The organism is Agrobacterium sp. M50-1 (genome assembly GCF_049843495.1).
Taxonomy (GTDB): Bacteria; Pseudomonadota; Alphaproteobacteria; order Rhizobiales; family Rhizobiaceae; genus Agrobacterium; species Agrobacterium radiobacter.
This window is the reverse complement of sequence record NZ_JBBHZH010000005.1, coordinates 182,700-204,510: the sequence shown is the minus strand read 5'-3', so window position 1 is coordinate 204,510 and position 21,811 is coordinate 182,700. Positions and strand designations below refer to the sequence as shown.

At 59.3% G+C, this 21,811-nt stretch carries 23 protein-coding genes; 12 read left to right on the top strand and 11 right to left on the bottom strand.

The annotated features are described in order from the left end of the window. Positions 1-23 precede the first annotated feature (23 nt). Positions 24-1,226: a mandelate racemase/muconate lactonizing enzyme family protein gene (locus tag WDZ78_RS14315; protein ID WP_020011125.1), complete on the top strand. Its 1,203-nt coding sequence runs from the start codon at positions 24-26 to the stop codon at positions 1,224-1,226. Here WDZ78_RS14315 and xseA read toward each other — a convergent pair whose 3' ends face one another. Continuing rightward, positions 1,227-2,825, bottom strand: a complete 1,599-nt coding sequence (xseA, locus tag WDZ78_RS14310) for an exodeoxyribonuclease VII large subunit (RefSeq protein ID WP_020011126.1) — start codon at positions 2,823-2,825, stop codon at positions 1,227-1,229. 188 nt (positions 2,826-3,013) lie between these two features. Between xseA and WDZ78_RS14305 the strand changes: the two genes are divergently transcribed. Both WDZ78_RS14305 and WDZ78_RS14300 read left to right on the top strand, forming a co-directional pair. Then, positions 3,014-3,256, top strand: a complete 243-nt coding sequence (locus WDZ78_RS14305) for a hypothetical protein (protein ID WP_003507480.1) — start codon at positions 3,014-3,016, stop codon at positions 3,254-3,256. Between the two features lie 12 nt (positions 3,257-3,268). Further along, positions 3,269-3,640, top strand: a complete 372-nt coding sequence (locus WDZ78_RS14300) for a hypothetical protein (RefSeq protein WP_425673390.1) — start codon at positions 3,269-3,271, stop codon at positions 3,638-3,640. On the opposite strand, the gene WDZ78_RS14295 is transcribed toward WDZ78_RS14300, so the two are convergent. Continuing rightward, positions 3,637-4,620, bottom strand: a complete 984-nt coding sequence (locus WDZ78_RS14295; RefSeq protein WP_425673389.1) for a Gfo/Idh/MocA family protein — start codon at positions 4,618-4,620, stop codon at positions 3,637-3,639. The two genes, WDZ78_RS14300 and WDZ78_RS14295, sit on opposite strands and share 4 nt — an antisense overlap. A 179-nt stretch (positions 4,621-4,799) precedes the next feature. Here WDZ78_RS14295 and WDZ78_RS14290 point away from each other — a divergent pair, with 179 nt between their 5' ends. The 4 genes from WDZ78_RS14290 to WDZ78_RS14275 all read left to right on the top strand — a co-directional run bounded on the left by WDZ78_RS14290 (position 4,800) and on the right by WDZ78_RS14275 (position 7,848). After that, positions 4,800-5,360 carry a cysteine hydrolase family protein gene (locus tag WDZ78_RS14290; protein ID WP_425673388.1) on the top strand — a complete coding sequence of 187 codons (561 nt, stop codon included), beginning with the start codon at positions 4,800-4,802 and terminating at the stop codon, positions 5,358-5,360. Then, positions 5,360-6,343, top strand: a complete 984-nt coding sequence (locus WDZ78_RS14285) for a GlxA family transcriptional regulator (protein ID WP_425673479.1) — start codon at positions 5,360-5,362, stop codon at positions 6,341-6,343. The genes WDZ78_RS14290 and WDZ78_RS14285 overlap by 1 nt, the downstream gene beginning before the upstream one ends. A 109-nt stretch (positions 6,344-6,452) precedes the next feature. Beyond that, positions 6,453-7,403, top strand: coding sequence for an aldo/keto reductase (locus WDZ78_RS14280; RefSeq protein WP_425673387.1), 951 nt, complete (start codon positions 6,453-6,455; stop codon positions 7,401-7,403). Position 7,404: 1 nt separating this feature from the next. After that, on the top strand, positions 7,405-7,848 hold the full coding sequence (locus WDZ78_RS14275; protein WP_425673386.1) for a GNAT family N-acetyltransferase: 444 nt from the start codon (positions 7,405-7,407) through the stop codon (positions 7,846-7,848). Here WDZ78_RS14275 and WDZ78_RS14270 read toward each other — a convergent pair. Next, positions 7,830-8,738: a LysR family transcriptional regulator gene (locus tag WDZ78_RS14270; protein WP_425673385.1), complete on the bottom strand. Its 909-nt coding sequence runs from the start codon at positions 8,736-8,738 to the stop codon at positions 7,830-7,832. The two genes, WDZ78_RS14275 and WDZ78_RS14270, sit on opposite strands and share 19 nt — an antisense overlap. 172 nt (positions 8,739-8,910) lie before the next feature. Here WDZ78_RS14270 and WDZ78_RS14265 point away from each other — a divergent pair, with 172 nt between their 5' ends. Beyond that, positions 8,911-9,912 (top strand): aldo/keto reductase, encoded by a 1,002-nt coding sequence (locus WDZ78_RS14265; RefSeq protein WP_425673384.1) that lies wholly within the window; start codon positions 8,911-8,913, stop codon positions 9,910-9,912. Positions 9,913-9,964: 52 nt separating this feature from the next. Here the strand turns inward: WDZ78_RS14265 and pheT are convergent, their stop codons facing one another. The 6 genes from pheT to infC all read right to left on the bottom strand — a co-directional run bounded on the left by pheT (position 9,965) and on the right by infC (position 15,919). Further along, on the bottom strand, positions 9,965-12,388 hold the full coding sequence (gene pheT, locus WDZ78_RS14260; protein ID WP_425673383.1) for a phenylalanine--tRNA ligase subunit beta: 2,424 nt from the start codon (positions 12,386-12,388) through the stop codon (positions 9,965-9,967). 24 nt (positions 12,389-12,412) lie between these two features. Next, a complete protein-coding gene (gene pheS, locus WDZ78_RS14255; protein ID WP_026363813.1) occupies positions 12,413-13,495 on the bottom strand; it encodes a phenylalanine--tRNA ligase subunit alpha in 1,083 nt (360 codons plus the stop codon). Further along, the gene (locus tag WDZ78_RS14250; RefSeq protein WP_425673382.1) at positions 13,488-14,366 is read right to left on the bottom strand and encodes a lipopolysaccharide kinase InaA family protein; all 879 of its coding nucleotides are present in this window, start codon (positions 14,364-14,366) and stop codon (positions 13,488-13,490) included. Before WDZ78_RS14250 ends, pheS begins: the two co-directional genes overlap by 8 nt. Positions 14,367-14,543: 177 nt before the next feature. Then, entirely contained in the window at positions 14,544-14,948 is a 405-nt protein-coding gene (gene rplT, locus WDZ78_RS14245) for a 50S ribosomal protein L20 (protein WP_003493358.1), read from the bottom strand. Positions 14,949-14,988: 40 nt separating this feature from the next. After that, complete coding sequence (gene rpmI / locus WDZ78_RS14240; RefSeq protein WP_003493355.1) at positions 14,989-15,192, bottom strand: 50S ribosomal protein L35; 204 nt, start codon at positions 15,190-15,192, stop codon at positions 14,989-14,991. A gap of 190 nt (positions 15,193-15,382) precedes the next feature. Further along, complete coding sequence (gene infC / locus WDZ78_RS14235) at positions 15,383-15,919, bottom strand: translation initiation factor IF-3 (RefSeq protein ID WP_078051391.1); 537 nt, start codon at positions 15,917-15,919, stop codon at positions 15,383-15,385. A gap of 187 nt (positions 15,920-16,106) precedes the next feature. Here infC and WDZ78_RS14230 point away from each other — a divergent pair, with 187 nt between their 5' ends. Continuing rightward, complete coding sequence (locus tag WDZ78_RS14230) at positions 16,107-16,895, top strand: alpha/beta hydrolase (protein WP_425673381.1); 789 nt, start codon at positions 16,107-16,109, stop codon at positions 16,893-16,895. A 118-nt stretch (positions 16,896-17,013) separates the two neighbouring features. After that, positions 17,014-17,628 (top strand): transglutaminase-like cysteine peptidase, encoded by a 615-nt coding sequence (locus WDZ78_RS14225; RefSeq protein ID WP_020011140.1) that lies wholly within the window; start codon positions 17,014-17,016, stop codon positions 17,626-17,628. Positions 17,629-17,684: 56 nt separating this feature from the next. Here WDZ78_RS14225 and mbfA read toward each other — a convergent pair whose 3' ends face one another. Beyond that, entirely contained in the window at positions 17,685-18,668 is a 984-nt protein-coding gene (mbfA, locus tag WDZ78_RS14220) for an iron exporter MbfA (RefSeq protein WP_020011141.1), read from the bottom strand. 139 nt (positions 18,669-18,807) lie between these two features. On the opposite strand from mbfA, the gene WDZ78_RS14215 reads away from it, so the two are divergent. Then, positions 18,808-19,281: a group III truncated hemoglobin gene (locus tag WDZ78_RS14215; protein ID WP_020011142.1), complete on the top strand. Its 474-nt coding sequence runs from the start codon at positions 18,808-18,810 to the stop codon at positions 19,279-19,281. 178 nt (positions 19,282-19,459) lie between these two features. After that, complete coding sequence (locus tag WDZ78_RS14210) at positions 19,460-20,563, top strand: TRAP transporter substrate-binding protein (RefSeq protein ID WP_400816105.1); 1,104 nt, start codon at positions 19,460-19,462, stop codon at positions 20,561-20,563. 6 nt (positions 20,564-20,569) lie between these two features. Here the strand turns inward: WDZ78_RS14210 and WDZ78_RS14205 are convergent, their stop codons facing one another. After that, positions 20,570-21,664, bottom strand: a complete 1,095-nt coding sequence (locus WDZ78_RS14205) for a helix-turn-helix domain-containing protein (RefSeq protein ID WP_425673380.1) — start codon at positions 21,662-21,664, stop codon at positions 20,570-20,572. Positions 21,665-21,811: the final 147 nt, after the last annotated feature.

The window sequence follows — 21,811 nt, the reverse complement described above, 5'->3', positions numbered from 1 at the left end:
CTTGCCTCTGGAGGAGACACTTCATGAAAATCACGAAACTTGAGACCGTCCGTGTGGCGGAACGGGCAAACCTGCTCTGGGTTCTGGTCCATACGGATGAGGGCATTACCGGGCTTGGCGAAACCTTCTATGGCGCCGAGACGGTGGAAACCTATGTGCACGAATATATCGCACCCCGCGTGATCGGCCGCGATCCGCTGCAGATTGATCTTCTGGCGCAGGACCTCGTCGGTTATCTCGGTTTCCGCTCGTCGGGAGCGGAGGTACGCGGCAATTCCGCTTTCGATATCGCGCTCTGGGATATTTTCGGCAAGGCAACCAACCAGCCGATCGCCCAGCTCCTCGGCGGTTTCAGCCGTAAGGAAATCCGCACCTACAATACCTGCGCGGGCACGGAGTACATCAAGAAGGCGACCGGGCAGCAGACAGCCAATTACGGCCTCTCCGGCGGCAAGGACTACGACGATCTGAACGGCTTCCTGCATAGGGCGGACGAGCTCGCCCATTCGCTGCTGGAAGACGGCATCACGGCCATGAAGATCTGGCCTTTCGACGCGGCGGCGGAAAAGACGCGCGGGCAATATATCTCTATGCCGGACCTGAAAAGCGCGCTCGAGCCATTTGAGAAAATCCGCAAGGCCGTGGGCGACAAGATGGATATCATGGTGGAGTTTCACTCCATGTGGCAGCTTTTGCCCGCCATGCAGATCGCCAAGGCGCTGACGCCATACCAGACCTTCTGGCACGAAGACCCGATCAAGATGGACAGTCTTTCCAGCCTGACGCGGTATGCCGCCGTTTCGCCCGCGCCCATCTCCGCATCAGAGACGCTCGGTTCCCGCTGGGCTTTCCGCGATCTGCTGGAAACGGGTGCCGCCGGCGTGGTGATGCTTGATATCAGCTGGTGCGGCGGGCTTTCCGAGGCGCGCAAGATCGCCTCCATGGCGGAAGCCTGGCATCTGCCCGTCGCGCCGCATGATTGCACCGGCCCGGTCGTGCTCTGCGCCTCCACCCATCTGTCGCTCAACGCGCCGAATGCGCTGGTGCAGGAAAGTGTGCGCGCCTTCTACAAGACCTGGTATCGCGATCTCGTCACCGCATTGCCAGAGGTGAAGAACGGCATGATCACCGTGCCGCCGGGCGCCGGCCTTGGCATGGAGCTGCATCCCGATATCGAAAAGACGTTTACCGTCAGCCGCCGTTTTTCGGATGCGGCGTCGATCTGATCAGAACAGGTTGCCCTGATCCGTTGGGCCAGAAGAAGCCGGTTTTGCCGGCTTCTTTTTTGGCGCAGTGGCGGCATCCGGGGACGGCATCCCCTCTCCCGTTGTGATGGCGGAAACGCGGCCATCGGCAAATTCCATCGATACGACAGCGCCGGAAGCAATGGCGGCGGCGCGGGTCAACGGCCGGTTTTCCTCGTCGCGGATCACGGCATAGCCGCGTTTCAACACATTCTTGTAGGACAGCGATTCCAAAACGCGACTATGCGCGGCAAGGCCCGAGCGGTTCTGCGCCATGCGGTGCAGCACGGCGGTATCAGCGCGGCGTGCTGCGGTGACGACCCGTTCCTTCTGTCGCTCCAGCTGACCGAGCAGGCGGGCGGGAAGCGAACGCAGCGAAGAATCGAACGAATCGACGCGGCCTTTTCCCTGCAAGAGACGGCGCTCCACCAGAGTCTCGGCGCGGTGCATGCGCTCGGTAATCCGCTGCCTGTGGTGCTTGAGGCCATTCAGCAGAGTTTCTGGCCTCAAGCCCGAAGCGGAGCGTTCGAAAGCGCGGCGCTTATTTAGCGTCGTCATTTCAAGCCCACGCCCAAGACCGCTTGCAGCCTCATCAAAACGGCGGCGCGGCAAAGCGAGAAGCTGATCGAGCGACGGCAGCGCGCGCACCAGCGCCCGCACGCCCTGACGGCGAGTGTCCATCTGCCGCGATACCGAGCCTGATAGACGCGCGGCAAGGCCCGAAAGCTGCGCTTCCAGCTCGGCCCGCACCGGCACGGCCATTTCGGCGGCCCCCGTCGGTGTCGGCGCACGCACATCGGCGGCATAGTCGATCAATGTCGTATCGGTCTCGTGCCCCACGGCGGAAATCAACGGGATTTCGCTCTCGGCGGCGGCACGCACGACGATTTCATCGTTGAAGCTCCAGAGGTCCTCCAGGCTGCCGCCGCCACGCGCGACGATGAGCACATCCGGTCGCGCTATTTCACCACCGGGTTGAAGCGCATTGAAGCCGCGAATGGCGTTCGCCACTTCCTCGCCCGAGCCTTCGCCCTGCACCTTGACCGGCCAGACGACGACATGGACCGGAAAGCGATCCGAAATGCGGTGAAGAATATCGCGAATGACCGCACCCGTCGGCGAGGTGACGACGCCGATGACACGCGGCATGAACGGCAGGCGGCGCTTGCGGGCCGGGTCAAACAGCCCTTCCGCAGCCAGCCGCCGGCGGCGATCTTCCAAGAGCGCCATCAGCGCGCCGGCGCCGGCAGGCTCGAGGCTTTCTATGACGATCTGGTATTTCGAGGAGCCGGGAAAGGTGGTGACCTTGCCGGTGGCGATGACCTCCATGCCTTCTTCCGGGCGGAACTTCAGCCGCGAGAACGTGCCTTTCCAGATCACCGCATCGATACGGGCGCGGTCGTCCTTCAACGAGAAATAGGCGTGCCCTGAAGAATGCGGCCCACGATAGCCGGAAATCTCGCCACGCACCCGCACCTGCTCGAAAGCCGTCTCCACCGTGCGCTTGATGGAACCCGACAGTTCGGACACCGAGAACTCGGCAAGATTGCTCAATGCTGCGTGGGAGAAGATATCGCTCATGCCCGTTTGTAACCAAAACCCGTCGATTCGGAAATGCCGGCACCGGCCCGGCCCATTTTAACGGCGATGAAACCATATCCTCAACTAACGAGTTAGGAAAATGGGGATTGGAGGAGAAAACAAGGGTTCGTTAGGGAAGACGGCGTTACGTCTGTCCCAGGCCCGGCAACCAAAGAGGAGGCGGCATCATGATTTTTCTTACCGCCACAGTGCTCGGCGTAACCGCAGTTGCGTTGCGTTCGGTTTTCAGCATCGTTTTCATCTGCATGATGATTATTGGCGCCTATGGCGTGGCGATCGCACTTTCATCCACGGCCGTGCCCTTGATGTCGCTGCTTCTGGCGCTCGCCGGTTACAATTTCGGTGTCGTGGGTGTCGTTATCAGCCTTCTGGTGCTGCAGCGCCCGCGTTCCACCCAGCCGACCCTCTAAAAGTCCGCGGCCTTGAGGCTTTCGCACTTTGCGCTGACCGAGATTTGCGGACTGGCCGCTGATATCGTTGTTACCTGTCTGCTTATTTTCTATCTCGGCGTCGATCCGCTCGCCGCCCGTTTGCCGGGCGCGGCAACGGGGCTTGCAACAAGCTGGCGGCTGAACCGTTCGAATGGTGAGGCATCCGCCCGGCTGAACAGCTTCCTGACAAATGCCGTCACGCTTACCTCGCGTATCGTCAGCGTCGGGCTGTTTGCCCTGCTGCAATGGCGCAACCCGCTGGTGCAGCCGCTCGTCCCGCTTGCCTTTTCAGCACTCGCAGCATTTGTGCTGGCGCTTTACGGCTATTGGCGGCTTCAAAGGCAACGGCAAGATCAGGGCTAAACCATTTCCCATCCGTCCTTTTCCGCCGCCCGGTAAATGGCGTCAATGAAAAGCTGGTTCTTCCTCGAGCTTTCCAGCGTGACCACTTCGCCCTCACCCTTTGCCGCACGCGCAAAGGCCTCCGCCTCCAGCTTATATTGGCGACTATCCTGAAACCGGAAGATTTGCGACTGGTTATGGGCCTGATTGGTCAGCTCGATCTCTTCCGCACCCCAACGATTGGCGTTGAAGGGAGATTTGACCTCGATGTATCCGTCAGTGCCATGGAAAACCATCAGCTGTCGGGCGGCAAGCTGTGTGGCCAGATAAAAACTCAGTTCGAAACCGCCGAAATCAGCCCTGACGCTGGAATAGATATCGGTGCCGAATTCCGCGTCGCGCTCGACGGTGGCCTGCACGCGCCTCGGTTCCACGCCGGTGGCGAAGCGCGTCACAATGGTGGGGTAGACGCCGATATCGGGCAAGGCCCCGCCACCCAGTTCGGGAATATTGCGCATATTGCCGGGATCGCGGTTGAAATAGCTGAAAGCGCCCTGCACATGCTTCAGCGTTCCGATCGCGCCCGAGGCCAGCAACTCCTTCACCTTTGCCCAGACCGGCGCATAGGTGACCATGAAGGCCTCCGAGATGATAACGCGGTTGCGGTCACGCGCAGCGATAAGGGCATCGATCTCCCCCGCCTTCAACGCAATCGGTTTTTCGCACAGAACGTGTTTGCCGGCATCAGCTGCCTTGATGGTCCACTCCACATGCTGCGACGTCGGAAGCGGAATGTAAACCGCGTCGATGACATCGGATGCCAGCATTTCCTCATAGGAGCCGAAAGCGTGTGGCACGGAAAAACGATCCGCCACTGCGCGGGCCTTGGCGAGATCCCGGCTGGCGATGGCGCTGACCACGCAGTTATCAGCATCCTGTATCGCCGGAATGACGTGATCCTGAGCGATTTTCGCCGTTGAGATTATTCCGAAGCGCAGCATTCCATTCTCCCGCTCTGCCATTCAGCGGAAACTTATCATCGTCACACGTCATGGCAAGCCGTAGGTGAGTGATAGATCAAAGATGGCTGGATTTGTCCTCTCTTTGTCGGCATATCTGCTTTTCTCCGCACTTTATAAAAGGAATTATGCTAGGCATAAACCTAATGGAGATACATGAAATGTCCTCTTCCCATACGGCCCTGCTGGTCATCGACGTTCAAGAGTCCTTTCGGCATGCCCCCTATTTCGAGGAAAGCGGATTGGCCGCCTATCTGGAGAAACAGCAGGCGCTGATCGATGGCGCCAAAGCCGCGGGCATTCCAGTCGTGCAAATCTTCCATGTCGATGGCGACAGGGCCTTCTCGAAGGACAGCGGTTATATCCGGGCGCTGGAGGGTGTGGGGATCACCCCTGATGTCACCTTTCACAAGAACCGCCATTCGGCTTTTGCCGGCACCGGCCTCGAAATCTGGCTGACGCAGAAAGGTATCAACCGGCTGATCATCTCCGGCATCCGCACCGAACAATGCTGCGAAACCACCACACGGCACGCTTCCGATCTTGGTTACAGCGTCGATTACGTCACCGAAGCGACGCTGACTTTCCCGATGACACATGCTTCCGGCACCGTCTTCAGCCCGGACGATATCCGCAAACGGACCGAACTGGTGCTGGCTGGCCGCTTCGCGCGCATCCTAACCGTCAACGACGTGCTTGCCACCGTCAAAGAGGCCGCATGATGGATAGAGGCGGCACGCGCATCATTCCCTTTTATACGCTTGTGCCGCCTCACGCGCTGTTGCTGGACATTGCCGGTCCGCTCGAAGTAATCCGTTATGCCAACACGGAACAACGGGACATCCATTTCGACTGCCGATACATTGCTGCGAGTGGCGAACAACAATCTTCCATCGGCCTTGGGCTTTCCGGGCTGGAGAGTTTGCCCGCGACCCTGCCGGAAAGTGCTTTCCTGCTGATCTCGGGCAGCACGTCACGCTTCGACAATGATCCACAGACACGGCGAGAGCGGCAGGCGCTTGCGGCATGGCTGCGCCGCGCGGTGCGTGCCGATACGACAGTCATTTCCATCTGTTCCGGCGCGCTGCTGGCGGGTGAAGCGGGACTTTTCGACGGGCGAAACTGCACGACTCATGCCGATTGCGTTGAAGGGCTGCGCCGCATCGCGCCGCTGTCGCAGGTGGCCGAAAACCGCCTTTTCGTTGAGGATGGCAACCGCTTCTCAAGTGCCGGTATTTCCGCCGGCATCGACCTGATGCTGCATGTGGTTTCCCGGCTGACATCCCCGGCCGTTGCGGCCCGCATTGCCAAAACAATGGTCGTTTATCTAAGACGCAGCGGCAGCGATCCGCAAATCTCCCCTTGGCTCACCGGCCGCAACCACATCCACCCCGCCATTCACCGGGTTCAGGACCGGGTGATGGCCGAGCCGGCGCAGGACTGGTCGCTGGAGCGGCTGGCCGATATTGCGGCGCTCAGCGAAAGGCATCTGTCGCGCCTGTTTCGCGAGCATACCGGCATCAGCGTCATAGACTATGTCAACCTGATGCGGGTCAATCTCGCCCGCGACATTCTCGCCAACAGCCGGCTGGATATGGAGACCATCGCGGAAAGGGCGGGCTTTGCCTCCGCCCGGCATCTGCGGCGCGTCTGGCAGCAGCACAATCGCCATCCGCCCAGCCACTATCGCGGTTTTCACGCCTGATTGTTCGCAGACCCTGCCGCTGCCTGATGAATGCCATCAAAGGAATTGAATGGTTATGCCGGCAGGCAGTTGCTACCTTGCCATAAAGACAGCAACAGGAGCATTCCCCGTGGAAAAACGAAGCCTCGGCCGCACCGGCCTCTCCATCGCCCCGATCGTCTTCGGCGGCAACGTGTTCGGCTGGACAGCGGATGAGAAGACTTCCTTTGCCCTGCTCGACGCCTTTTTCGATGCGGGGTTCAATGCCATCGACACGGCAGATGTCTATTCCGCCTGGGTGGACGGGCATGTGGGCGGTGAGTCCGAGGCCATCATCGGCAAATGGCTGAAGCAGTCCAGTGTCAGGCGTGAGGATGCGGTGATCGTCACCAAGGTCGGTTTTGACAATCGCGGCCAGAAGACCGGTCTCAGCACCAAGTGGATCGCGGAAGCCGTCGAGGCTTCCCTGAAGCGGCTGCAGACCGACTATATCGACCTCTACCTTGCCCACAAGCCGGATGCGGATGTGCCGCTGGAGGAAACGCTCGCCGCCTTCGCGAAGCTGAAGGAACAGGGAAAAATTCGTGCCATCGGCTGCTCAAACTATTCCGCAAGCCAGCTTCAGGACGCGCTGGACACGGCCGCAAAGAACAATCTGCCACGCTACGACGTGCTTCAGCCGGAGTATAATCTCTATAATCGCGCGGATTTCGAAGGCCCGCTTGCCGATCTTTGTGTGAAGCAAGAGATCGGCGTCATCAACTATTACAGCCTCGCGGCCGGTTTCCTCACCGGCAAATATCGCGCCAAGGCCGACACCGAGGGCGTTGCCCGCAGCTACCGGGTAGGCGATTACGTCAACACACGCGGCCTTGCCATTCTGGGGGCCATGGATGCGGTTGCCGTGGAAACCGGGGCCAAGCTCGCTGATATCGCGCTGGCCTGGCTGCTGCGGAAGAGTGCCGTAACGGCTCCAATTGCCAGCGCCACCAGCCTGTCGCAGCTCGATAGTTTCAAACGCGCCGTCAATCTGAAGCTGACAGACGAGATGATGGCTCTTCTCGACAAAGCAGGTGCGTGACATGGATCTTACAATTCGCGACGCACAGCCGAGTGACCGGGCGGAATGGCTGCGCCTGTGGAACGACTATCTCGCTTTCTACGATGTCCACCTTGCCGACGACGTGACCGAGCATACCTGGGCGCGTATTCTCGACCCCGCCTCGCGTGTTTCCATGCGTGTGGCCTTGCTCGGCGACACGATGGCCGGTTTCGCCATCCATCACTTCCATGATTCCACCTGGGTCAAAACACCCGATTGCTATCTGGAAGACCTGTTCGTCGACGGCTCGATCCGCGGAAAGGGAACAGGTCGGGCGCTGATAGACGATCTCATCGCCATCTGCGCCGAAAGAGGCTGGTCACGGCTTTACTGGAACACGGACGAGCACAATCACCGGGCCCAGAATCTCTATAACAGCTACGTGAAAAGCGATGGCCATATCCGCTATCGCATCAAGTTCTGATCACCCCTGAAGCGGAAGAAATCTACGAAAGCCCTCAGCGCCGGGCGCATCTGCCGGCGCGAGGGATAATAGATATAAAAACCGTCAAAGGGCGCGCACCAATCCTCCAGCACGCGGATGAGCCTGCCCTCCCTGATATCGTCCTCGACGCGCTGTTCGAAAACAAAGGCAAGGCCCGCCCCATCTATTGCCGCCCGGCGAATGAGGCTCTGGTCCGACAGGATCAGCGGTCCCTGTACATCCACCACCAGCGGCTTGCCATTCTTCTCCAGTTCCCAGCGATAGATAAGGCCGCTCGCGAAACGCCGGCGGATGCAGCGGTGACGGATGAGATCCCTCGGATCGGATGGCGGAGGGTTTTCTGCGAAATAGGAGGGCGCGCCAACAATCGCGCCGCGCCATGCACCACTCGCTTTCACCGCAATCATATCCGCATCGAGGTGCTCTCCGAGCCGCAGACCGGCATCGAAGCCTTTCGCGACGATATCTTCGAAGCGATCATCCGTTGAGATTTCGAGTGATATGTCGGGATAGAACCGCAGGAACTCCCCCAGCCGGGGCACGATAAGGTCCTCGGCCGCAAGCCGAGGCAGGGTGATACGCAGAGGACCCGCCGGCCTTCCGCCGTGCTCGGCAAGCGTCTGGATGACCGTATCGATATCGGCAAGAGCCGGTCCCAACGTTTCGAGCAGCCGTTTACCCTCCTCCGTCGGAGAGACGCTGCGGGTGGTGCGGTGAAGCAGCCGCAGGCCAAGGCTTGCCTCCAGCGACGAGACGGCGTGGCTGACAGCGGAAGGCGCGATGGCCAATTCGGCGGCGGCCTTGCGAAAGCTGCGGCCTTCGGCAACGGCGGCAAGAACGGCCAGCTGGGAGAGTTGCACACGGTTCATTGTTCTAAATGATAGAACAACCCAAGCGGATTTGCAGCGATTATTTTTACCACCGATGGGCAGTATGTTTTGCCCGTACCCACTCCCAAGGGTATATTAAACGTCTTGGACACATGCTCCGTGGGAAACTGCGGGATAGCTTTCAAGGCGCGCTCTGACAAAGGACAGGCAAATGAAACACAGAATTCTCGGAAAAGACCTCTCCGTTTCTGCACTCGGCCTTGGCTGCATGGGCATGAGCCATGCTTATGGACCTTCAAATGATGAAAGCAGTTCTATCGCAACGTTGCATCGCGCCGTCGAGCTTGGCGTCACATTGTTCGATACGGCAGAAGTTTATGGGCCGTTCAAAAACGAAATCCTCCTTGGCAAGGCTTTGAAGCCCTATCGCGATCAGGTGGTCATCGCCACCAAATTCGGCTTCCGCATCGACGACAGCAAACCTTCGGCGGAGATGATCCAGGGTGTGGACGGTTCGCCGGCAAATGTTCGTGCCGTCGCCGAAGCTTCACTGAAAAGGCTGGGTGTCGATGTCATCGACCTCTATTACCAGCACCGCGTCGATCCGGACGTGGCAATTGAAGAGACGGTCGGCGCAATGGCCGATCTGGTGCGGGAAGGCAAGGTGAAGGCGCTCGGCCTTTCCGAGGCGAGTGCGGCGACCCTTCGCAAGGCGCATGCCGTTCACCCGATTGCGGCCATTCAGAGCGAATATTCGCTTTGGACCCGCGATCCCGAAGAAAATGGCGTGCTGGACACCTGCCGCGAACTGGGCATCGGTTTCGTGCCCTTCAGCCCGCTCGGGCGCGGCGCTTTGACGGGCGCGCTGAAGTCGCTCGACGGGCTTGCCTCCGACGATTTCCGCCGCAGCCTGCCGCGCTTCCAAAGCGAAAACTTCGATGCCAATCTGGCCCTCATCCAGCTGCTGGAAGATATGGCGGCCGCGAAAGACGTTACCGCAGGGCAACTGGCGCTCGCCTGGGTCATGGCGCAGGGCGATTTCATCGTGCCGATCCCCGGCACCACGAAAATTGCCAACCTGGAGAAAAACGTGGCGGCAGCGGATGTTGCGCTGACGGCCGACGAAGTTGCCAGTCTCGGCGCATTGCTCTCTCCGACAAAGGTTGCGGGGGAACGTTATCCGGAACGAATGACGCGATTGGCCAATCGCTAAAAACAAAAAGCCGCGGCAACCGCCGCGGCTTTTTTCATTCCATCAGCTGCTTTCAGGCGCGCAGAACGCCGCCCGTCGATTTCTCGACATTGCCGACGATCTTGGCCGTCAGCGCTTCGAAATCCTCATCGGTCAGCGTCTTGTCGACTGGCTGGATTTGGACTTCGATGGCCACCGACTTGCGGTTTTCGCCGAGCGATGCGCCTTCGAAAATATCGAAGACATTAACGCCGGTGATCAGCTTGCGATCGGCGCTCGTCGCAGCCTTGATGATGGCTCCTGCCTCGACCGACTTGTCGACCACGAAGGCGAAGTCGCGCTTGACCGCCTGGAAAGGCGAAAGCTCAAGTGCTGACTTGGTGCGGGTCGCCTTCTTCTTCGGCTCCTGCATGGCGTCGAGATAGACCTCAAAACCGCAATAGGCGCCGGAAACATCCAGCTCGGACAGCGTCTTCGGGTGGAATTCGCCGAAATAGCCGAGCACGACCTTCGGACCCATCTTGATGGTGCCGGAACGGCCGGGATGATACCAGCCGGGGCCGCCAGCCTCGATCTGCACATTGGCCATGGGCAGGCCGCAGGCTTCCAGCACCGCCAGCGCATCGGCCTTGGCGTCGTAGACATCCACGGGCTTGCCGCCGCCCTTCACAGCATTGGACCACATGCGGCCGCTGCCTGCGAGCGAGGCCGTACCACGACGCACACCGCCGGCAACGCGGCGCTGCGTATCAGGCGTATCGCCCTCATAGGTGCCGGAGACCTCGAAGATCGCGACGTCACCATAGCCCTTGTCGGCATTGCGCTGTGCGGCAGTCAGAAGGCCCGGCAGCAGCGAAGGACGCATGTCCGACATATCGGCCGCGATGGGGTTGGCCAGTTTCAGGGCGGGGGAACCGCCGCCGAAAAGCTTCGCCTGCGCTTCCGGAATGAAGGACCAGGTGACGGCTTCCAGCATGCCACGGCTTGCCAAGGCACGGCGCGCAGTGCGGGTGCGGATCTGCAGCGTCGTCAGGATGCGGCCGTTGACCGCGCCGAAGCTTTCCAGCGGTTCCGGCTTGATATTGTCGACGCCATGGATGCGCATGACTTCTTCGACCAGATCGGCCTTGCCATCAACATCCGGGCGCCAGGACGGCACGGTGACGGACACGCGTTCGTCGGTTCCCTCGACACCAAAACCGAGGCCTTTGAGAATGGTGAGGCTCTCTTCCGCCGAGACTTCCAGACCCGTCAGGCGCTTCACTTCCGCTAGCGGAAAATCCACGACCTTGGCCTGATGGCCCTTGTAACCGACAACCTTGGCTTCGCCGGCAACGCCGCCGCACAGTTCCAGAACCAGTTCGGTGGTGCGTTCCAGACCCGGGACCATATATTCCGGATCGACGCCTCGCTCGAAACGATAACGCGCATCGGTGATGATGCCGAGTGAACGGCCGGTCTTGGCGATGTTGATCGGATCCCAGAGAGCGGACTCAATCAGCACGTCAACGGTGTTTTCGTCGCAGCCGGAATGTTCGCCGCCCATGACGCCGCCGATCGACTCGAGGCCCTTTTCGTCAGCGATGACGACATTGTTCGGGCCGAGCTTGTATTCGCGCTGGTCGAGCGCAAGGATCGTCTCACCCTCTTTCGCACGGCGAACCGTCAGATCGCCCTTGACCTTGGCCGCATCGAAGACGTGCATCGGCCGGCCCTGATCGAAGGTCATGTAGTTGGTGATATCAACAAGCGCATTGATGGGGCGTAGGCCGATCGCCATCAGGCGCTGCTGCATCCACTTCGGGCTCGGGCCGTTCTTCACGCCGCGAACGATGCGCAGCGAAAAGCCGGGGCAAAGCGCCGCGTCATCCAGTTCCAGCTTCACAGTGACCGGCGTTGCGCCTTCGACCTTGAAGGCCGGCGCAGGCTTCGTCTTCAGCTTGCCCAGACCGGAGGCGGCGAGATCACGGGCGATGCCGTAGATCGAGGTGCAGTCCGGGCGGTTTGGCGTAAGATTGATCTCGATGACCGGATCATCGAGGCCAGCATAGGATGCGAAGGAAGTGCCAACAGGCGCATCCTCCGGCAGATCGATGATGCCGTCGTGATCGTCGGAAATGTTCAGCTCCTTTTCAGAGCACATCATGCCGTGGCTTTCGACACCGCGAATCTTGCCGACGGCCAGCGTCACATCGATGCCCGGAACATACATGCCGGGACGAGCGAGCGCACCGACGAGGCCGGCGCGCGCATTCGGCGCGCCGCAGACGATCTGAACCGGCTTACCGTCGCCGGCGTCCACCATCAGCACCTTGAGGCGGTCGGCCTCGGGATGTTTCTCGGCGGAAACGACCTTTGCGATGACGAAAGGCTTATAGGCAGCCTTGTCGTCCACGTCCTCGACCTCAAGGCCAATTGCCGTCAGCCGTCCGCAAATCTCGTCCAGCGTTGCATCCGTTTCGAGATGCTCTTTCAGCCAGGAAAGAGTGAATTTCATGTCTTTGCTCCTTGGCTAACCGGATTAAACGCTCAAACCGCCGAACAGCGTCGGCATGTCGAGCGGGCGGAAGCCGTAATGGTTCATCCAGCGGACATCGGCGTTGAAGAAATCCCGCAGATCAGGCATGCCGTATTTCAGCATGGCGATGCGGTCGAGGCCCATGCCCCAGGCAAAGCCCTGATATTCATCCGGATCCAGCCCGCCGGCGCGCAGCACGTTCGGGTGCACCATGCCGCAGCCGAGAATCTCCATCCAGTCCTTGCCTTCGCCGAACTTGACGATGGGGCCGGAGCGGTCGCACTGGATATCCACCTCGAAGCTCGGCTCCGTGAAGGGGAAGAAGGACGGGCGGAAGCGCATGACGACGCTGTCCACCTCGAAGAAGGTCTTGCAGAATTCCTCCAGAATCCAGCGCAAATTGCCGACATGCGCCTTCTTGTCGATGACAAGGCCTTCGACCTGATGGAACATCGGCGAGTGGGTGGCGTCGGAATCCTGACGGTAGGTCTTGCCGGGAATGACGATGCGTATCGGCGGCTTCTGGCTTTCCATGGTGCGGATCTGCACCGGCGAGGTGTGGGTGCGCAGCACTTTACGCTCGCCATTTTCATCCGGCTGGAAAAAGAAGGTGTCGTGCATTTCGCGGGCCGGATGGCCTTCGGGGAAATTCAGCGCCGTGAAGTTGTAATAATCGGTCTCGATATCAGGACCTTCGGCGATCGAAAAGCCCATGTCCGCGAAGATCGCGGTGATTTCGTCGACGATCTGGCTGATCGGATGAATGCGGCCGCGCTCTGCCGGAGACTGGCGAACCGGCAGGCTGACATCCACAGTTTCCGCCTTCAGGCGCGCAGCGATGGCGGCATCCTTCAACGCATTTTTGCGCTCACCGATGAGGTCGGTGATTTCGGTCTTCAGCTGGTTGATGGCAGCGCCCCGGGTCTGGCGCTCTTCCGGCGTCATCGATCCCAGCGTCTTCAAAAGCTCCGAAACCGAGCCCTTCTTGCCGAGCGCGGAGACGCGCACGGCCTCAATGGCCGGCTCATCGGCAGCAGTGGCGATCTCCGACATCAGTTGCGATTTCAAGGTATCAAGTTCAGTCATCTTTTCCTGCCTTGCCGGTTTTTTTGAGAGCGGCTTCGGGGTTCACAGCATTCATCAGATAGTCGGTCGCCATGATAAAGCGTCGCAGATCACTACCCATCCGCACGCGCCCGATCAACCGGGCAAGCGGTAAAAATCGCCCCAGAATGCCCGTCAAACGGCACAATTCTTCAAGTGCCCGGGGCGGGGCGTTTTCGCGCCAGCGGGCGAAGGCCGCGTCGGAGGTTTTCGGCGCATCGCAGGCTCGGGTCGCGACCTGTAAAAACAGCAGCCAGATATCGCGGGCCTGCGCCGTCTCAAGCGGCATGACCTCCTGCGGGCGTTCCTCGAAATCCATGAAACCGACACGGCCGTCTGCGAGAAAAAAGTCACGCACATGCGGGCGGCCATGGCAAAGACCTGCCGCATGCAGTTCGCCGAGCGCCTCGGCGGATTTTACCAGCAGGGCATCATGCTCCGCCGGCATCGCTGTCTTTATCGCGTCCATACGTTCCATGATGGTGGGGCCGACATCCCCCAGGACGACGGCCGTCAGCGAAGAATAGATGATGGGCGGCACAGGAAAACCGCGGACCTTGAAGGCCTGCAGCGATTCGAGTTCACGACGCATCAGGCCGGCGCCATCGAGCGGCGGCGACGGGCGCATAAAACTGTAAGGAAGCAGCTTTGCGAGAAAGGTCTGCAGCTTTATCCACCAGGACGGCGTTTCCGTGCCCTGGCGCTTGATCCAGACGGTCGTTGCGGAGAGTTCGAGTTTCTGCACACGGCGTTCGCTTTTAAGCAATGCCCGCATCAAGGCTGCGATATCACTATCTTCCAGATGGACGTGGAAACCCTTCGCCTTTTCCGCCTCGCTTGCGGCAACCAGCATTTTCTGCCCCCAATGGAGCCTGTCGGCCAAAAGCCGGATGCCCCACCCTTTTTTGGCAACTTCGGCGCAAAAGCGTTACGCGCTTTTGCCGAAACTGCCGTGAATTCCCAAAAACGAAAACCCGCGCCGGAGGACCGGCGCGGGTTTCAAATGAACAACAGATTGTCCGCGCCGTAATTACTTTACAGCGGTTTCAAACTCGTTGGCCGTACCAGCATCCTTGAGGTACTCAAGCGCCTTCTTCGCTGCTTCGACGAGCGCGCCGAATGCTGCCGGCTCATGGATAGCCATGTCGGACAGAACCTTACGATCGACTTCGATGCCAGCCTTGTTCAGGCCGTCGATGAAGCGGCCATAGGTCAGGCCGAATTCGCGAACAGCAGCGTTGATACGCTGGATCCACAGAGCGCGGAAGTTGCGCTTGTTGACCTTGCGGTCGCGGTAAGCGTACTGCTTGGAACGATCCACGGCAGCCTTAGCTGCGCGGATGGTGTTCTTGCGGCGGCCGTAGAAGCCCTTGGCTGCCTTGAGTGTCTTGGTGTGCTTGGCGCGGGAAGTTACGCCACGTTTTACGCGTGCCATGTCATGATCTCCTTAAAGTGTCCAAAAGTGCGGAAAAGTCTCAGAGACCGTTCGGCAGGTAGTTCTTGACGACTTTTTTGCCGTCAGCTTCGGCGAGAACCATGGTTCCACGCGCGTCGCGAATGAACTTGTTGGTACGCTTGATCATGCCGTGGCGCTTACCGGCGGCGGCTGCAACAACCTTGCCGGTGGCGGTGATCTTGAACCGCTTCTTTGCAGCGGACTTCGTCTTCATCTTGGGCATTTTGCTACTCCGTTTTTGTATCGAAACAGGCAGACGAGGCCTATTTCAAGCTATTCAGGAACGGCCACGGCATGCCCTGCCGGACCGTTCGGACGCGCGCTTATAACCGCAGTCGGCTAAAAGCGCAACGGGGAATGAGAATTTCCCCTTGCGGTGGGATACGCGCCAGTGATGTGAACGCGTAAAAAGATTATTTCGGTGCGAGAACCATCATCATCTGACGGCCTTCCAGCTTCGGCTCGGCTTCAACCTTGGCAATTGCCTGGGTGTCTTCCTTCACCTGGAGGAGAAGCTTCATGCCGAGTTCCTGGTGGGCCATTTCACGGCCGCGGAACTTCAGCGTTACCTTCACCTTGTCGCCATCGTCAAAGAAACGGCCCATCGCCTTCATCTTCACGTCATAGTCATGCGTGTCGATGTTCGGGCGCATCTTGATTTCTTTAACTTCGACGATCTTCTGTTTCTTGCGCGCTTCAGCGGCCTTTTTCTGGGTCGAGTACTTCAGCTTGCCGAGATCGAGGATCTTGCATACCGGCGGTTCAGCGTTCGGCGAAATCTCAACGAGATCGAGACCGGCCTCCTCCGCCAGTTTCAAAGCCTGATCCGTCGGCATGCTACCGAGGTTCTGGCCCTCTTCATCAATAAGCTGAACTCTGGGAACCCGAATTTCCCGGTTGGAGCGCGGCCCCTCCTTGACGGGGGCATCGGCTTTGAAAGGTCTGCGAATGGTCGTATTCTCCTGATCTGTTTCTGGATCACGTCAGCAAAAAACAGCTTGTTTGGTACAAGCGGCGGAAATGTCGTTATTGCTGTGGCGAAGTCAATAGCATATCTGCCCGAAAAGATCACCTGTTGTCACGGTTTTTGCAAATACGCCGCCGTTGTTGCACCAAAATCAGGAGAATTGCATATACATGACCGAACAAGCCGCTGAATTCCTGCGCGTAGGCCCCGACAACGACAGCCGCGAAATCGCTTTCCTCCATCGCCCGACGGTTTCGGGCGAGAATGCGCCAATGCTGGTATGGCTCGGCGGCTATCGTTCCGACATGACCGGAACCAAGGCGGTTGAACTCGATCGCTTCGCGGCGGAAAACGACCTTGCCTGCCTGCGCCTGGACTATTCCGGCCACGGCGCTTCGGGCGGCGACTTCAGGAAAGGCACGATTTCCCGCTGGCTGGAAGAGGCGCTTGCCGTGGTGCGTGCAAAGGCGCCTTCGCGCGTCGTGCTCGTCGGCTCCTCCATGGGGGGATGGATTGCTCTGCGCATGGTCGAGGAACTGCGCAAGGCGGGCGGCGCGCCCTCCGTTGCCGGCCTGGTCCTCATTGCGCCGGCGCCCGATTTCACCGCGGAGCTGATAGAGCCCAGCCTCACGGATGCGGAAAAAACCTCTCTCTCGGAAAAAGGTTATTTCGAGGAACACTCGGAATACAGCCCCGAACCCAACATCTTCACCCGTGCGCTGATGGAGGACGGAAAGCAGAACCGTGTGTTGCAGGGCATCATCACCACCGGCTGCCCCGTTCACATCCTGCAGGGCATGCGCGACCCCGATGTCCCCTATCAGCATGCGCTGAAGCTTCTCGAACATCTTCCGTCCGACGACGTCGTGCTGACGCTGATCCGCGACGGCGACCACCGGCTTTCCCGGCCACAGGATATCGAGCGGATGCTCGCGGCCGTCAAAGCCCTTGCAATATAGGCATTTGCGCAACGCTCTTAACCATATTCGACGAGTCTTGCGCGCCACCGATCGCTAGCGATTGACTCAAGCCCCCTATCCCTCTTAACTTTTCGTTAAGAATTAAGGGACGGGTTTCATGATGAACGCACCGCTGGCGCGTGCGCTGCTGTTTGCAGTTGCCGCCGGGCTAATGACTGCTGCCTCCGCTACCGCGGAAACCAAGGGAAGCCCTTCCATGGTGACGGGCGGGATCACCTCCCAGCCGATCGGCCATTATGAGTTCTGTCAGAAATATGCCGACGAATGCAACATTCGCAGCAAGGCTACACCGCCGCCGCGCGTCACGGATTATGGCTGGGACGTCATTCGCGAGGTCAATACGTCCGTCAACACCACGATCGTGGCGATGACCGACCAGGAAATCTACGGCAAGGACGAAGTCTGGGAATATCCGACGACCGCCGGTGACTGCGAAGATTTCGTGCTGCTGAAGCGCAAGAAGCTGGTCGAGCGCGGTTTTTCCGTTGCCGATCTGCTGATCACCGTCGTGCGCAAGCCTGACGGCGAAGGCCATGCGGTGCTGACGCTTCGCACCACTGATGGCGACTATATTCTCGACAACCTCACCGACGACGTGAAGCTCTGGACCGACACCAACTACACCTATCTGAAGCGACAGGCGTCCTTCAATACGGGCCGTTGGGTCTCCATCGAAGATGGTCGCGACATTCTGGTTGGCGCATTGCGCTGACACTTGGCTCAACGTTTGACAGATCAAGAGCCCGCCATCGCGGGCTCTTTCTTTTTTCATCCGTTGCCGATGATAATGCCGGCCGCCAGCACCAGTGAGCCGCCGAGGACCACCTGAAACACCGCGCGCAGGAACGGCGTTTCCATAAAGCGGTTCTGAATGAAGGCTATGGCCCACAGTTCCACGAAAACGACGACGGCCGCAATCGCCGTTGCTGTCCAGAAATGCGGAATGAGATAGGGCAAGGCATGGCCGAGACCGCCGATGGCCGTCATGATGCCTGAGGCCAGACCCCGCTTTACCGGAGAACCGCGACCCGAAAGCTTCCCGTCATCATGGGCGGCCTCGGTGAAGCCCATGGAGATACCCGCACCGACGGAGGCGGAAAGACCGATGAGAAAGGTCTGCCACGTATCCTGTGTCGCAAAGGCGGCCGCAAATATAGGTGCGAGCGTCGAGACGGAGCCATCCATCAGACCGGCGAGACCGGGCTGCACATAGGTCAGAAGAAACTGCCGCTTTGCGGTTTCCTCCTCTTCCGTCCGACCATTTTCATCAAGATGTTTTTCTTCCAGCATCTGCGCGATGTCTTCGTGGCCCCGTTCCGCCTCGGCCAGATCGCCGAGCAGCTTGCGCGTCGAGGCATCGCTGGTGCGCTTGACGGCCTCATCGTAAAAACGGATCGCCTGTGCTTCCATCAATTCGGCCTGCTCACGGATTTTCTCGAGCGACAGGTTCTTCACGAGCCAGTCCGGGGTGCGCTCGTAAAAACCGCGTACATGTTCTCGGCGGATCAGCGGGATCGTCTCACCGAAACGGCGACGGTGCATGTCGATCAGAACATTTCGATGCTGCTGCTCGACCTCCGCCATATCGTCGAAGACTTTGGCCGATTGCGGATATTGCACGCGCAGATGATCGGCATAGGAACGATAGATGCGGGAATCGTCTTCTTCGGACGAAATGGCGAGTGCGAGGATTTCCTGTTCGCCGAGAGAGGAAAAGGGACGCTTGGACAGGGAAAAAAGACTGCGAAACATGGCTGAAACCTTTTTAGAATAATTCTAAATACATCCGCACCTTGCCGAGATCAAGCCATCTTAGAATAATTCTAATAAGGCAAAGGGTCGCATTGCAGGCCGCATCGCAGCGGGGTAAATTCGCGGAAAAGGAAACACCATGCAGGAAGACGTTGCGGCGAGAGCCGCCCACAGCGCGGAAATTCAGGACAGGGCGGAAAAAGCCATGGCGGAAATCGGCGTGGATGCCGGTTTCATCGACCGGCTGGTGGAAACGTTCTACGGCCGCGTTCTTGAACACCCCACGCTTGGCCCGGTTTTTGATGCGCGGCTCGCCGGGCGCTGGCCGGAGCATATGGCCAGGATGAAACAGTTCTGGACGGCCGTCGCCTTCAAGAATGGCGGTTATGGCGGCAAGCCCGTACAGGCCCATCTCGGGGTAAAAGGCATGTCGGCGGAGCTTTTTCCGCAGTGGCTCACGCTGTTTTCCGCCACGCTTGATGATATTGCGCCAAACAAAGAGGCCCACGACTGGTTCATGGAAACGGCACAGCGCATCGCCAGAAGCCTGACGCTTTCGCTGTTTTACAATCCTGCACTGGATGACCCGGCCTTAAAGCGCAGCACGCCCTAGCCGCAGCCGCGCCGAACAGCGAAAGGACGGTACAAGCAACAATTGCCAAGCCATGCGTAAGATCACGCAGGTTTCAAACATTCCCTCTTGATGGCCGCAGGGATAAATGTTTAGTAGCCGGCGGGAGGCGTACCGTGCGGTTCGCCTGTAATATGCAGACATATTAGGGCTTATCGACATGGATCGCAGATCATTTATCCGCAAGGCGGGCGCCGTTGGCGCCGGTGTTACCGCAACGGCGCTGGCCGCTCCGGCCATTGCACAGGAAAACCCCAAGATCACCTGGCGCATGACGTCGTCCTTCACCAAGGGCCTCGACATTCTTTTCGGCGCGGGCCAGATCGTTGCGGATCATGTCAAGGAAGCGTCGGGCGGCAACTTTGTCATTCAGCATTTCGCCGGCGGTGAAATCGTGCCGGCGCTGCAGGCAGCGGATGCGGTGACGGCAGGAACCGTCGAAATGGCGCACACCTGCTCCTATTATTACGTGGGCAAGGACCCGACCTTCGCGCTCGGAACATCTGTTCCCTTCGGTCTCAACGCACGCCAGACAAATGCCTGGTTCAACCAGGCCGGTGGCAACGAGCTGCTGAATGAATTCCTTGCGCAGCACAATATCTACTCGATCCTGCTCGGCAATACCGGTGCCCAGATGGGCGGCTGGTTCCGAAAGGAAATCAACACCATCGACGACCTCAAAGGCCTGAAGATGCGTATTGCCGGCCTGACCGGTCAGGTCATGCAGAAGGTTGGCGTGACACCGCAGCAGATCGCCGGCGGCGATGTCTATGCCGCTCTGGAAAAGGGCACGATCGACGCCACCGAATTTGTCGGCCCCTATGACGACCAGAAGCTCGGTTTCTACAAGGTCGCGAAATATTACTACTACCCGGCATGGTGGGAAGGCGGCCCGGCCGTGCATGCTTTCGTCAACCTGCAGAAGTTCAACGAGCTGCCTGAAAACTACAAGCGCATCCTGAAAGACGCCTGCGCCGCCGGCAGCGCCAGCATGCTGGAGCGCTACGATGCGCGCAATCCGAAGGCTCTGAAGGAACTCGTGGCGCAGGGCGCTATCCTGCGACCCTTCAGCCAGGAAATCCTCGACGTCTGCCATAAGGCGGCGCAGGACACCTATGCGGAGATTTCGGCCAAGAACGAGAACTTCAAGAAGATCTACGAGAGCCAGCAGGCCTTCAAGAAGGACGCCTATCTCTGGGCGCAGATCGCCGAATATACCTATGACACCTACATGATGATCCAGCAGCGCAACGGCACGCTCTGATCCTCATCATTTCCCGACGATCTTCAAACGGTCATCCGGCATCTGCCGGGTGGCCGTTTTGTTTGGCGAGACCAGTTTCCACACTTCACGCTCCCGCCAGTCGACAGGACTCATGCCGGTGACGCGGCGAAATTCGCGGTTGAAGTTGGATTTGGTTTGAAAGCCGGAGGACAACATGATCGCCGTCACCGATTGCTCCGTCTCCTCCAGCAGCCTGCACGCTTCGCGGATGCGCAGCTGGTTGACATATTGCGAGACATTGACGCCGAGCGAGCGATTGATCGCGCCTGATATCTGCCGGCTCGGCAGCCCGAGACGTCTTGCAAGCCGCGACAGGTTCAGGTTCTCATCGCGGTAAAGCGCCTGCGCCGCCATCAGCCGATCGACCCTTGCAATGATGTCCCGGTCCTGCTCGGACGGCTCCGGCGGCGGCGGCAATTCCGCGGCCGGATCCATGGCCGTTTGCGGTGCCTTGCTCTCGCCAGCCAATGCGGCCATGAGACCAATCAACAACAATCCGAAAAGATTGGCATTGCTGACGAGCGCTGCAACATTTTGCCCATGCGCCCATTCAAAATCGAAAAACACCAGAAGATCGAACAGGGCGGAGACGCACAGGGCTATGGCGGCGATAATCAGCGCCCGGTGCGCCGAGGCGACGCTCGCGAATTGCGCCTCATCCAGCCCATCCGGTCCCTTTCTTCCCAGAAGAAGCAGGGCGACGGCGTGGCCGACGAAGATGACGATCAGCGCAAGATCGATCGCCATCGGCCAGGTGAATTCCATGAGGACAATGAGCAAAGGCGACAGGACGAGATTGGCGAGCATTGCTCTCCTGCTTTCCACCGCCACTCCCATCAGTCCGCGAAAGGCAATGTAGACGAGCGGCGGCAGGCAGGCTGCGAGGATCGGCAGAACATAGCGCGTTTCGATGACGCCATACCCCCAGCGCAGGCCGACAAGGACGGATTGCACGGCACAAAGCACGATCAGCGCCAGAAATGCCCGGTTGGTCCGCGCATCGTCTCCACCTCGAAGGAAAACGATGAACATGACAACCAGCAGAAGTGCAACGACGAAAGGCAGCGGAATGAACAGCAAGGATGATATCTCCGGAACACAACGACTTATATTGCCGGTTCATGGACCAGATCGCGTTTCGGGACGACCTTTAACGTGATCAAGGACGCGAAAAATACGTGGCGGCGCAGATTGAATCCCGTTCTTCCCAATCGCCGCACGAGGTTT